The 12,854-nt window shown below is 64.2% G+C and carries 11 protein-coding genes and 1 rRNA gene; 2 read left to right on the forward strand and 10 right to left on the reverse strand.

The genetic code is table 11. The features are described 5' to 3' along the window. Nucleotides 1-7: 7 nt before the first annotated feature. The 10 genes from ACFPOU_RS15245 to ACFPOU_RS15290 all read right to left on the reverse strand — a co-directional run bounded on the left by ACFPOU_RS15245 (nucleotide 8) and on the right by ACFPOU_RS15290 (nucleotide 9,677). On the reverse strand, nucleotides 8-928 hold the full coding sequence (locus ACFPOU_RS15245) for an aldo/keto reductase (RefSeq protein WP_379722858.1): 921 nt from the start codon (nucleotides 926-928) through the stop codon (nucleotides 8-10). Between the two features lie 145 nt (nucleotides 929-1,073). Continuing rightward, nucleotides 1,074-2,219, reverse strand: coding sequence for a D-alanyl-D-alanine carboxypeptidase family protein (locus tag ACFPOU_RS15250; protein ID WP_379722861.1), 1,146 nt, complete (start codon nucleotides 2,217-2,219; stop codon nucleotides 1,074-1,076). 132 nt (nucleotides 2,220-2,351) lie between these two features. Further along, nucleotides 2,352-2,987, reverse strand: a complete 636-nt coding sequence (locus ACFPOU_RS15255) for an alpha/beta hydrolase (protein ID WP_379722864.1) — start codon at nucleotides 2,985-2,987, stop codon at nucleotides 2,352-2,354. Between the two features lie 20 nt (nucleotides 2,988-3,007). Continuing rightward, nucleotides 3,008-3,334, reverse strand: a complete 327-nt coding sequence (locus ACFPOU_RS15260) for a (2Fe-2S) ferredoxin domain-containing protein (protein WP_379722867.1) — start codon at nucleotides 3,332-3,334, stop codon at nucleotides 3,008-3,010. A 56-nt stretch (nucleotides 3,335-3,390) separates the two neighbouring features. Next, entirely contained in the window at nucleotides 3,391-4,551 is a 1,161-nt protein-coding gene (locus ACFPOU_RS15265) for a VanZ family protein (protein WP_379722870.1), read from the reverse strand. After that, the gene (locus ACFPOU_RS15270) at nucleotides 4,548-5,168 is read right to left on the reverse strand and encodes an ABC-type transport auxiliary lipoprotein family protein (protein WP_379722873.1); all 621 of its coding nucleotides are present in this window, start codon (nucleotides 5,166-5,168) and stop codon (nucleotides 4,548-4,550) included. The genes ACFPOU_RS15265 and ACFPOU_RS15270 overlap by 4 nt, the downstream gene beginning before the upstream one ends. An 8-nt stretch (nucleotides 5,169-5,176) precedes the next feature. Continuing rightward, entirely contained in the window at nucleotides 5,177-6,124 is a 948-nt protein-coding gene (locus ACFPOU_RS15275) for an MlaD family protein (RefSeq protein WP_379722875.1), read from the reverse strand. A gap of 1 nt (nucleotide 6,125) precedes the next feature. Beyond that, entirely contained in the window at nucleotides 6,126-6,983 is an 858-nt protein-coding gene (locus ACFPOU_RS15280) for an ABC transporter ATP-binding protein (RefSeq protein ID WP_379722878.1), read from the reverse strand. Then, the gene (locus tag ACFPOU_RS15285; protein ID WP_379722881.1) at nucleotides 6,983-8,116 is read right to left on the reverse strand and encodes an MlaE family ABC transporter permease; all 1,134 of its coding nucleotides are present in this window, start codon (nucleotides 8,114-8,116) and stop codon (nucleotides 6,983-6,985) included. Before ACFPOU_RS15285 ends, ACFPOU_RS15280 begins: the two co-directional genes overlap by 1 nt. Before the next feature lie 55 nt (nucleotides 8,117-8,171). Further along, on the reverse strand, nucleotides 8,172-9,677 hold the full coding sequence (locus ACFPOU_RS15290) for a B12-binding domain-containing radical SAM protein (protein ID WP_379722884.1): 1,506 nt from the start codon (nucleotides 9,675-9,677) through the stop codon (nucleotides 8,172-8,174). A 145-nt stretch (nucleotides 9,678-9,822) separates the two neighbouring features. Here ACFPOU_RS15290 and rrf point away from each other — a divergent pair. Beyond that, a 5S ribosomal RNA gene (rrf, locus tag ACFPOU_RS15295) occupies nucleotides 9,823-9,935 on the forward strand. 253 nt (nucleotides 9,936-10,188) lie between these two features. Further along, nucleotides 10,189-12,675 (forward strand): penicillin acylase family protein, encoded by a 2,487-nt coding sequence (locus ACFPOU_RS15300; protein ID WP_379722887.1) that lies wholly within the window; start codon nucleotides 10,189-10,191, stop codon nucleotides 12,673-12,675. The last annotated feature ends 179 nt before the right edge of the window (nucleotides 12,676-12,854 follow it).

Consider the following 12,854-nt stretch of genomic DNA (forward strand, 5'->3'; position numbering starts at 1 on the left):
TGCGGCCTCAAGCGACTTCGTGGCCACGCGCCGCGCGCAGGATCGCGAACCAGTCGCTGCGCCCGAGGGTGAACGTGGTGGCGGCCACGGCCGCGGCAACCGAGGCGATCTTGCCGCTGCCGGTGAGCGGCATCGGCCGGCTCGGCAAGGCCATGATCCAGGCGAACACGACGCTGGCGAAGGACTGGCCGATGCGGTCCGCCACTTCCTGGATGGTCGCGCGCAGCGTGACGCTGCCGTCATCGGGCGCAGTGAACAGGCGCCCGCCGCCCAACGGCGACCAGATCATCGGCGCGATGCCCAGGTCTTGCAAGCCGTCGAAGGTGGTGTCGAACATCGGCGCCGTGTGCAGCGGCGAAAATTCCACTTGATTCGTTGCCAGCGGCACGCGCCGGTTCAATGCCTCGAACTGGTGGCGCGTGAAATTCGACACCCCTACATGGCGCACCTTGCCCGCCGCCTGCAGGCGCGTCAGCGCTTCGGCGACCTCGTCGAAATCCATCAGCGGATCCGGGCGGTGGATCAGCAGCAGGTCGAGGTAATCGGTACCGAGCTGGCGCAGCGACGCCTCGCAAGAGGCGACGATGTGCGCCAGGCTGGTGTCGTAATGCTGGATCGTGTGCGCGGGACGGCCTGGCGAGACCAGCTTGATGCCGCACTTGCTGATGATTTCCATCTGGCCGCGCAGCGCGGGCCGGGCGCGCAGCGCTTCACCGAACAGGCCCTCGACGCCGTAGTCGCCGTAGATGTCGGCATGGTCGAAGCTGGTAACGCCCATCGCGATGCACTCTTCGATCAAGGCGATGCGCTGTCCGACCGACATCTTCCATTCGCCCAGGCGCCACATGCCGGCAATCACGCGCGACAGGTCGAGGCCATCCTTGCGGGTCAGGATGCGGGGGCAGGCGAGGGCGGCGGATGCGGTCATGGCGGCGGATGTGCTTGAAAAGTGAACAAGGCATTATAGCGGCGCGGCGTGGCGGCGCGCGCTACCGGCACGCGTGGCGGGGCGGTCCAATGAAAATGCCCGCCGGGCGCAAACCGGGCGGGCATGCGGGAGAGGCGCCGACCCCTTACTTGATCATCAAGCGCATCGAATCCCAGGCACGTCCGACAATGCTCGCTTCCGGCACTTCTTCCAGGGCCACGACCGGCAGCACCAGCAGCGGCTTGTTGTCGACCATCATGCGCAGGGTGCCGACGCGGCCGTTGCGCGCCAGCGGGGCCACCAGCGGATCCTTGCGCTCCAGCACAGGTTTCAGTTTACCGGCCACGCCCTTCGGCACCGTTACCAGCACGTCATTCGTGAAACCGATTTTCACGTTCGATTGCGCGCCCTTCCAGACTTCCGGCGTGGCGATCGGCTGGCCCTTCGCATACAGTTTCACGGTGTCGAAGTTCTGGAAACCCCAATTGAGCAGCTTCTGGCTCTCCTGGGTACGCACGCCGTCCGAGCTGGCGCCCGAGACGACCGAAATCAGGCGCCGCTGGCCGCTGGCGCCGTTCGGGCGGCGCGCCGAAGCGATCATGCTGTAGCCCGAGGACTCGGTATGGCCGGTCTTCATGCCGTCGACGGTCGGGTCCAGCCACAACAGGCGGTTGCGGTTCTGCTGGGTGATCTTGTTATAGGTGAATTGCTTGACCGAATCGATCTTGTAGAACTCCGGGAAATCGCGAATCACGTTGGTGGCCAGCTGCGCCAGGTCTTGCGCGGTCGAGAAGTTGTCCGGGCTCGGCAGGCCGTGCGGGTTGGCGAACTTCGTGTTCTTCAAGCCCATGCGCTGGGCTTCGCGGTTCATCAGCACGACGAAGGTGCCTTCGTCGCCGGCGACGGCTTCGGCCAGGGCAACGGCCGCGTCGTTACCCGACTGCACCATCAGGCCGTGCAACAGGTCGTCCACGCTGACCGGGGTGGCCGGGTCGATGAACATCTTCGAGCTGCTCGCATCGACTTTCCAGGCACGCGGCGACACCGTCACCATCGTGTTCAGGGCTAGCTTCTTGTCGCGGATCGCCTGGAAGGTGACGTAGGCGGTCATGATCTTGGTCAGCGAGGCAGGCTCGATGCGCGCGTTCGGGTCCTGGGCAGCAATGACCTGGCCGCTGGTGGCGTCGAGCAGCAGCCACGACTTCGCTGCGATCTGTGGGGCCGGCACGGTTTGCGCGCTGGCCGAGATCGCCAGCAGGCTGGCGGCGACGGCCGCAATCAGTTTTTTCATGGGAGCTAAATGTGAGTCAGTAGAGGTGGTGCGGATGCCACTAGGCTGCATGACGGATTGCTTTACGCATTGCCCAGCATTGCCCAGCGGCATGGATTTAATGAAGTGCTTAATTATAGGCCAGTGCCGGGCTTAATTGTCACGCCGCCACATTTGCACGACAAGATTTTTGATGGGGTTAAGCCGCTTGTGGAAAAAGTGATCCGCTCCCGGGATGACGATCACCGGAATTTCCTGCGGCCGCGCCCAGTCGAAGACCATCTGCAAGGTAATGGTGTCGTCGAGCTCGCCATGAATGAGGATGGTGTCTTCGGGCACGTTCGGCATCGGCCACTTGCCGGCGGCGCAGCCGACCAGCACCAGGCGCTCGATGGCTTCCGGCTTGCCCTCGTTGACCAGGCGCGCATGCAGCTGGGCCTGGACAAAGGTACCGAAGGAAAAGCCCGACAATGCCACCGGCAAGCCGGGATAGGCGGCCTGCATGTGCGCCATCATGCAGGCCATGTCGTCGACTTCGCCGTGGCCGCGGTCATGTTCGCCTTCCGACTGGCCGACGCCGCGGAAATTGAAACGCGCCGTGGCGTAGCCGAGGGTGACGAAAGTGCGCGCCAGCGTTTGGGTGACCTTGTTTTCCATCGTGCCGCCATACAGCGGATGCGGGTGGGCCACCAGGGCGATGCCGCGCGGCGCCGCTTCCGGCAGGTCGAGCATGCATTCCATCTTGCCGGCCGGGCCGTCCAGGGTAAAACGTTTCGAAAACTTGTTCATATTGCTGCTTGCTTCAACAATCAGATTTTCAGGCGTTCGACGATCTGGCCGCCGAGGATGTGGGTGTCGATGATGTCGTCGATGTCGCTCGTGTCGACATAGGTGTACCAGGTGCCCTGCGGGTAGATGACGATGACCGGGCCTTCCTCGCAGCGCTCGAGGCAACCGGCTTGGTTGATGCGCACCTTGCCCGGCTCGTTGAGGCCGAGCTTCTTGATGCGCTTCTTGGCATGCTTTTGGGCGATTTCGGCGCCGGATTTGCCGCAGCTCTGGCGGCAATTCTCGCCATCGCGCTCGTTCATGCAAAAGAAAACGTGGTGTTCGTAATATGGTTTGGTGTCGCTCATGTCGTTCTCGATTCGTGACGTGGCCAGCTGCAATGATACGCGTTCTCGTGTTTCCCCTAGCCGCGATTGAGTTTATGCGAGGGCAGCAACAGGAACCAGAGCGCGAAGAAGGGCCATAACAGCGACAGGAACTGCGCCGCTCCATTGAAATTCAGAAATTTTCCCTGCACCCAGCCCTGCAGCGTGAGCGTGAAATACGGATTGGCGGGAATCGTGTTGACCACGATCAGGCTCAGCACCAATGTCACGACCGCCAGCCGGCGCTGCGCGATCTGCGGGGCAAAGGCGAGGCCGGCCAGCATGATCAGCCCGATCAGGAAGCCGCCCTCGGCGCCCGGCGTCACCCATACGAGGGCGTTATCGGGCCTGAACAGCAGCGAACTGGCCAGCGTTTTCATGACCAGCGCGGCGGCCAGCATCAGCAGCATCAGCGTGTAGCGCGGCGCGCCCCGGCGTAGCAGGCACAGCAGGGTGAGGGCGGCGCCGGTCATGCCGCAGGCCGTGATGATCGTCTCCGACAGCCAGTATTGTTCGACGCTCATCGCCGGTCCCGGACGCAGCATGGCGATCAGGTCGATATCGGTCTCGAACCAGGTCGACAGCCACCCCGAGATGATCGGCAGCACCTGGCCATGGCCGAACAAGAAACTCTGCGGATAAATCTGGGCCAGCGGCCACAGGGCCAGCAGCACCAGGCCCTGGCTGGCGTGCGGCGCGAACCAGCGCTTGCGGATCCGGTACAGGCGGCCCTGGTCGAGCAGGCTGCGCGCCATGAAGGGACCGATGCAGGCGCCGATGAAGCAGCCGGCGCCATTCGTCAGCAGATCGAGGTTCGAGGGTACGCGGCTGGGCAGGAAGTTCTGCACCGTCTCCATCGTGCCGGTGACGAGAAAGCCGAGGAGGGTAGCCAGCAGCGCCGCCCAGACCCCACGCACCAGCGGATACAGGGCCAGCGCCAGCAGGATTCCGAGCGGGACATAGCCGACGATATTGACCATCACGTCGAAACCGGTCCAGTAGCGCTGCTTGACCAGGTTCATGAACGACAACAGCGGCAGGCCGTTGCTGCGCCAGCCCGTGAATGGGTACCAGCTGGCGTAGATGATCAGCAGCAGGTAGGCCAGCAGGGCCGCGCGCGCGACCGGCGAGCCGCGGCGCGGCGCATCGTGGCTTGCCGGCGCGCCGTGCCCGTCCCCATGCTGCTCCACTGCGGTCATCGTTTGCGGTTGTCGAAGCCGGCAAGCCAGGCAATGAGGTCGGCGGCCACCGCGTCGGTGCTGGCGGTCAGCGCGCGGGCGCCGCCGGCGGCGTCCGCGCTCGCCGCGGGCGTGGCGCGCACGAAGGTCTTCTGGTCGTGCAGCGCATGGCCGTTGAACACCGAGGCGCGCAGGGCCAGCTGGCCTTCGCTGGCGGCGACACTGGAAAATGCGTGCGAAAAATCGTCGATCTCAAGGTGCAGGATCGGGATGTTGGTGCTCGAATCGGTGGCCGACAGAACCTTGACGCCGGCCTGGGCCAGGCGCGACTTCATGCGCTGCGTCACCAGCAGCAGCGGGTTGGCGCTCCAGCGGCTGTTGGCATAAGTGCGCGCCTGCAGCGGGTCGTTGTAGTTCAGGCGGTAGACCATGCGCTCGTTCTCGAAGGTCGGCGAGCCGGTCGCGTCCATCACGATGATGGCCGCCAGCGGGGCCTGGGCCACCGGCGCCGCCGGTGCGGTGAGCGGGCCGAAGTCGAACTGGGTATTGGCGCCGTCGGTCTTGCTGGACGACGCGCAGCCGGCACAAGCGAGGGCAAGGGCGGCGGCGCCGAGGAAGCGGTGCAGGTTGTTGGTCAAGGTAATCCTCATTTGGTCGGGGCGACGAAGCCCGGCTCGCCGGGGCCGGGTTGGACGTTCGGATTGCCGAACAAGATGCTTTGCGGGCGGTCCGACAGCGAGTCGGCGGTGCGGCGCACCGAACGCAGCGCGGTGCGCGCTTCGTCGGTCATGCGCGTCAGGTGCGGCAGCGTTTCCGCTTCCAGGTCGCTGGTGACGCCCTGGAGCGAACCGATCGCGCCGTTCAGGCGATTCAGGGGACCGTCCGGCGCCTGCAGGCCGGTGGCCAGGCGATCGTAATTGCGCACCGTGGTGGTGGCGCTGGCGGCGAAGGTATCGAACGAGCTCAAGCTGCGATCGAGCTTGTCGGCCAGGGCCGGCATGCGGTCGATCGTCGGGCCGAGCTTCTCGGGAATTTCGCCATAGGCGGCGGCGGCCTTGCTGATGTTGTCGAACGCGCCGATGATGGTTTTCTGGTTCTCGTCGCTCATCAGATTGTTGATGCGGGCCGTGATCTGCTCGGTACGGTCGAGGATGGCGAGGCCGCGCTTTTCCAGCTGGTCCAGCAAACCGGGACGCAGCGGAATGCGGCCGACCTGCTCCGGACTGGTTTTCAGGAGGGGCGAACCGGTGCGGTCGTCATCGAGCTGGATGAAGGCAATGCCGGTGACGCCCTGGTAACCGAGCGAAGCGAAGGTCGTGGTCGTGATCGGCGAGCCGTCTTCGACCGACAGGCGGATCAGGATCTGGCCCGTGACCTTCGGGTCGAACACGATTTCCTCGACGCGGCCCACTTCCAGGCCGCGGTAGCGCACCGTCGCTTGCGGATTCAGGCCGGGAATCGACTGGGTGGTGACGATCTCGTAGGGCGAGCGCTCGGTCTTGTCGCGGTTCAGCCAGAGGCCGATCAGGACGGTGGCCACCAGCAAGGCAATCGTGAAGATGCCCGTCATTAATGCATACGATCGGTTTTCCATGTCACTCCTTGGGCTCTTCCTCGAGCGTCTCGTCGCGTTCGTCGAGCACTTCGAGTGCCCGTTGCCCGCGTCCGCCGAGGAAGAAATGTTTAATGAACGGATGGTCCACCCGCAGCACGTCGCGCGACGGTCCCACCGCCAGCACATGCTTGTCGGCCAGGACCGCAATGCGCGAGGACAGCGCAAACAGCGTATCGAGGTCGTGGGTGACCATCACCACAGTCAGTTTCAGTTCCCGGTGCAGCGACTGGATCAGCGTGACAAACGCATCCGAGGCGTCGGGGTCGAGGCCCGCGGTCGGCTCGTCCAGGAACAGCAATCTCGGCTCCAGCGCCAGCGCGCGCGCCAGCGCTGCGCGCTTGATCATCCCGCCCGACAAGTCGGACGGCATTTTGTTGGCATGTTCGGCGCCCAGGCCCACCATATCCATTTTCAGCAGCACGGCATCGCGGATCACGTCCTCGGGCAGGGCGCGCAATTCGCGCATCGGCTGGGCGATGTTGTCGAACACGGTCAGAGCCGAATACAGCGCGCCCTGCTGGAACAGCATGCCCCAGTGGTTGCGCATGCGCTGCAGCTGCTCCGGTCCCGCTTCGCTGATGTCTTCGCCGAACACGCGCACGCAGCCGCGCGCCGGCCGCTCCAGGCCCAGCATCTGGCGCAGCAGCACCGTCTTGCCGGTTCCGGAGCCGCCGACGATCGACAGGATCTCGCCCGAATAAATCTCCAGGTTCAGGTCCTGGTGAATCACCGTCTTGCCGAACTTGGTCCACAGGCCGCGGATATCGACCACCGGCGGACCGACGTCTTCCTCCGGCTTGCGGTTGAGCTGCTGGGGTGGGCGCTGGTGGTCGGCCATCAGAACCCCACGCCGGAAAAGACGATCGCAAACACGGCGTCGGCCAGGATCACGACCGTGATCGAGGTGACGACCGAGGTCGTCGTGCCGCGCCCCAGGCTTTCCGTGTTCGGCTTGATGCGCAGGCCGAAGTGGCAGGAGACCAGCGCGATCAGCATGCCGAAGGTCATCCCTTTGAGCAGGCCGATCGTGTAGTTGACCAGCGGGACGGCGTCCGGCAGCTTTTGCAGGAAGTAGCGCAGCGACAGGCCCAGCTCGATCTTGGCCGAAATAGCGCCGCCGAGCAGGGCCATGGCGTCGGTCCAGACCACCAGCAGCGGCATCGCGACCGCCAGCGCCACGACCTTCGGCATGATCAGGCGGTAGCCGTGCGAGATGCCCATCACCAGCATGGCGTCGAGTTCCTCGTTCACCCGCATCACGCCCAGCTGCGCCGTGATCGAGGAGCCCGAGCGGCCCGCCACCAGGATCGCCGCCAGCAGGGGACCGAGCTCGCGCACCACGCTCATGCCGAGGATGTCGACCAGGTAGATGTCGCCGCCGAACTGGCGCAGCTGCTGGGCCGACAGGAAGGACAGCACCACGCCGATCAGGAAGCCGACCAGTGCCGTGATGCCGAGCGCCTGGAAGCCCGAGTGATAGATGTTGGCCGAGATCTCGCGCCAGGGGCCCGTGTTCGGGCGCCGGATGAAGCGGCCCAGGTCCTGCACCAGGCGCCCGATCAGTTCGACGAAGCCGTGCAGGTGCTCGAAAAAGCTCAGCAGGCCGGCGCCGAGCACGATGATCCAGTTCAGCGGGCTGACCTTGTGGCGCGGCAGCGTATAGCGGCTGGCCGCCTCGATGCGGGCGAACAGCTCTTCCTGGCGCGGGTCAAGTTTCAGGTTCGAAGGGCGCTTCTTGCCCCAGGCATTCCAGAGCAGCTGGGCGCCGATGTGATCGATGCTGGCCACGCCGGTCAAATCCCACCCGAGTCCGGCCTTCTTCTTCAGGCCCAGCAGGGTGCGGTTGATTTTCTTGAGCATGCCCTTCTGGCTCAGTGCATGCACTTGCCAGACCCCGCTCGCCACGACAGATTGCGCCGCATCGCCGGCGGAGTGTTCGATGGTTAATGTTGGCGTATTTTCAATCTGCATTGTTGCAGTGTAAAAGGAATTCGTGGTCTCTGCCATTCACGAGGATCTAGCGTGCTCAGGCGGCCAGGTGGCGCAGCTGCCGCGCCGGCGCGGCCACCGCCGGTGCGTTCGCCGCCGCAGGCACCGATTTTTTGGCCGGCGTGTCGACGCTGCCGGCGTAATCGCTTGCCACCAGGGCCTGCGCTTGCTCGCGCGCCATCCCCGTCACCTGCAGCCATTCGGCCACCAGTTTCGCCAGCCGGTCCAGCGCAATCCGGTGGGTTGCGTCGGTCTTGGTATAGATCCAGTCTGAAAAAGCCATGAAGTTTTCGAAAGGCCGCACCCCCAGCAGTGCGACGATCGTATGGGCAAAGCGGCCGGAGTTTGCCACCAGGTCCCAGTAGCGCGCAAAGCGCACCAGGCGCTGCATGGTGGGAAAATCGATCAGGCTGGTCGCCAGCACGGTATAGGGCGGATACGGGTCGTAGACCATTTTATAGGGCGCGGTATGGCGGATGATCGGCGTGCCGCGCAGGCGTTTCAAGATGCCGAACTGGATCTCGTGCGCGCCCAGGCTCACCAGCCGGTCGAAGCCGCGCGCGAAGCTGGCGATGTCCTCCCCGGGCAGGCCGGCGATCAGGTCGACGTGCAGGTGCGCCTGCGCGTGCTGGCACAGCCAGCCGATATTCTCGGCCGCCTTGGCGTTGTCCTGGCGCCGGCTGACCAGGGCCTGCACCTCGGGATTGAAACTCTGGATGCCGATCTCGAATTGCAGGGCGCCGGCCGGGAAGCGCGCGATCATCTCTTTCAATGCTTCCGGCAAGTGGTCCGGCACCAGTTCGAAGTGGGCATAGACCGGATCGCCTGGCGCGGCTTCCAGTTTATCGAGGAAGAACTGCATGATTTTCATGCCGGTCTTGACGTTCAAATTGAAGGTGCGGTCGACGAATTTGAAGAGACGCGCGCCACGTGCATGCAGCGCCTCCATCTGCGCCAGGAAAGCGTCCAAGGGGAAGGGCCAGGCGGTTTTATCCAGCGACGACAGGCAGAACTCGCATTTGAACGGGCAGCCGCGCGAGGCTTCCACATACAAGGTGCGGTGCGCGATGTCCTCGTCGCTGTATAGAGCATAGGGCAGGGCGATCTCGGCCATGGGCGGCTGCACGCCCGCGTGTACCTTCATCAGCGGCTGCGGGCCCTCGAGGATCTCGGCGCACAGCTGCGGGAACGTGACGTCGCCCCAGCCGGTGACGGTGTAGTCCGCCAGTTTCACGATCGCCTGCTCGGCGGTCTCGTACGACACTTCCGGTCCGCCGAGGACGATCGTCACCTCGGGCGCGACGCGTTTGAGCATGGCGACCACGCGCGTGGTTTCCTCCACGTTCCATATATAGACGCCGAAACCGATGATGCGCGGCTGGTGCGCCAGCAGGCGTTCGACCACGTCGGTCGTCTTGGCGCCGATGACGAATTCCTGGATCCGCGTGTCGGGGCCGAGCGCTCCCATGTTCGCCAGCAGGTAGCGCAGTCCCAGGGAAGCATGGGTGTAGCGGGCGTTCAGGGTGGACAGCAGGATGGTCATGGCGGCAAGCGGTTGGCGCAAAGGCGCCATTTTACGCGCTGGTGCGATAATCCGTGCTGGCGCTTCCTGGAGTTGCCTGTTAGAATACGCGCTGGAATTCAGGGACCTGTTGCCCAGTTGTGGAACAGCCTCCCAGCAAGTCATGCCTGATGACCATAGCAAGTCGGTCCCACCCCTTCCCATCCCGAACAGGACCGTGAAACGACTTTGCGCCGATGATAGTGCTGCAACCAGTGTGAAAGTAGGTGATCGTCAGGCTAGTTATAAAGAAAGACCCCAGCCCCTGTGCTGGGGTTTTTTTTCGTCCATCGATTCCGGTTGCGTGTTGACTGTCACGTCGTCCATGCCTGTGGCGCGACCATGACAATCGACCGAACCCATTAACCTTGCCAGCTTGCCTGGCGCTGCTCGACGTTCAAACTGGTTCTCCCAATTAAGTTGGCCAAGCCGTGCCGCTTGAGGATCGTTCGCCTTTCATTTCGCCACGCGGAAAACCGCAGAAAGCGTCCATATGAAACGTCAGCAAGAACAATTCAGCGTATTTTCTTCCCTTTCTTCCCTTTCTTCCCTTTCTTCCCTTTCTTCCCTTTCTTCCCTTTCTTCCATGTATGGCACCGGCCTCGCCGCCACGCTGCTGCTCGCCTTGGCCGGGTGCAGCGGCAACGATGCCGGCCACGCGCCGGCTGCCACCCCGCCGCCGGTTGCCACCGCTTCCCGTATCCAGGTCGACATCGCCCGTACCACGCATGGCGTACCGCACGTGCGCGCCAAGGATTTTCGCAGCCTCGGCTATGGCCTGGCCTATGCCTATGCCCAGGACAATCTCTGCATGTTTGCCGATTCGGTCGTGACGGTGCGCGGCGAGCGTTCGCAATTCTTCGGCGGCGAGGCGCGCCCGCCCCAGCGCAGCGGCGACGGATACGGCGCCGCGAGCGGCTTCATGGACTTGAAAAACGAGGACAGCGACTTCTTCTTCAAGGGTTATCTCGACATCGCCCAGCTGCGCGCCGGCTATGCCGCCGGGGCGCCCGAGCCGCGCGAACTCGTCGCCGGCTATGTCGAAGGCTACAACCGCTATATCAACGCGTTCGCCGGCCAGTATCCGGCTCCCTGCAAGGACGCCAAATGGGTGCGCACGATCACGGTCGACGACATGTACCTGATGATGGCGGAGAAGGCCTTGCATGCGACCGGCCAGGTGTTTGCCGAGGAATTCGTGGCGGCCGGCCGCGCCGCGGGCGTGAGCACGGTGGCGGCAGTGAAAGGGGCGCGCAAGTTCGATCCATCCTTCCTGCTGGCGCGCCTGGATAAACTTAACCGGCAAGGGATCGGCAGCAATGCCCTCGCAGTCGGCAAAGACCTGTCCGCCAACGGCCGCGGTCTCCTGCTCGGCAACCCGCATTACCCGTGGACGACGGCCGACCGCTTCTACCAGGCCCACCTGACCGTGCCCGGCACCTACGATGCGATGGGGGTGATCATCGGCGGCATTCCAGCCATCGTGATCGGTTTCAATCGCGACATCGCCTGGAGCCATACGGTGACCACGGCGCTCCACTTCACCACCTTCCGCCTGGCGCTCGATCCTGCCGATGCCAGCGGGACCACCTATGTGACGGACGGCGTGGCCAGCAAGATGACGTCGAAAACGGTGTCGGTCGACCTGCTGCGGGCCGACGGCACGCTGGCCCGGCGCAGCAAGACCTTCTGGTTCAGCCAGCAGGGGGCGGTGATCGTCAAGCCGGAGGCGGGAATGACCTGGACGGCGAACGCAGCCTACGTGCTGGCCGACCCGAACCGCAACAACACCCGCATGCTGGAACAATGGCTGGGCATCGGCAAGGCCAACAATGTGCAGGCAATCAAGAGTTCGCTCGACAAGACGATCGGCCTGCCCTGGGTGAATACCCTGGCCGCCGACCGCGAGGGCAAGGTGCTGTTTGCGGACGCCAGCGTCGTGCCGCACATGGGTGCGCAAAAGTTCGGCAACGGCTGCCTGCTCTTGCAGGCGGCCTTGCTGTTCGACGGTTCGCGCAGCAGCTGCGGCTGGGGCCAGGATGCCGACGCGCCGGCCGGGATCTTTTCCCCGGCCAACGGACCATGGACGATCCGCAGCGACTATGTCGGCAACTCGAACGACAGCTACTGGCTGAACAATCCGAAGGCCTTGCTCACCGGCGCGGCCCCGCTCGGCTTCTCGCCGCTGTATGGCCGCGCCGGCGTGGAGCAGAGCCTGCGTACCCGGATTGGTTTCCGCCAGTTCGACGAACTGGCGCTGACGAAAAAGATCGGCCTGGGCGACCTGCAGGCGCTGGCCTTTGCCAATCGTCTGTATGCGGCCGAGCTGGTGCTGCCCGCATTGCTGCAGGCTTGCACGGCCGGTGGCGAGACCATCCTGCTGCAAGCCTGCGCCGCGCTGGCGGCCTGGGACCGCCGCGTGAACATCGACAGCCGCGGCGCCGTCTTGTTCCGCGAGTTCTGGAACAATGCCGCCGCCATTCCCAACAAATGGGCGCTGCCGTTCAACCCGGCCGATCCGGTCAATACACCGAGCGGCGTTGCGCCAGGCGCCATGCCGGGTATGCTCGCCGCGCTGAAGACTGCCGCGCTCAAGCTGCAAGCTTTCGGCATTGCGTTCGATGCCAGGCTCGGCGACTATCAGACGGAAACGAAGAATGGCGCGCGCATCCCCTTGCATGGCGGCATCGGCAACATCGACGGCTCGTATAACTCGCTGACCATGCGCACGGGCTTGAGCGCCACCGGCTATAACGGCGTGCACTGGGGCCAGAGCTATATCCAGACGGTAAGTTTCGACGACCAGGGGCCGGTCGCCCAGGCCATGCTGACCTACGGCCAGTCGACCAATCCCGCCTCGCCGTATTACGCGGACCAAACGGCGGTGTACTCGCGCAAGGAGTGGCCGGCCATGCCCTTTAACGAAGAGAAGATCAGGGCCGATGCAAACTACTCGGCCATCAGTCTGGCGAGCGAATAAATACCGATGTGTCACCGGAGCCCCGTCCGCGAGAAAGCACTTGCGGACCGCGCGCGGGGTTCGCTATAATTCGCCTCCTGCTTCGGCAGGCCCGCTGAAAACGGCACCGCAACCAGGTGTTGCGCGGACAGAGGAAGCCGCGCAAAGCGCGGTGCACGCAAGAAAAAGAGTTTGACGAA

This window comes from Massilia jejuensis (assembly GCF_042656795.1).
Classification (GTDB): domain Bacteria; phylum Pseudomonadota; class Gammaproteobacteria; order Burkholderiales; family Burkholderiaceae_D; genus Telluria; species Telluria jejuensis.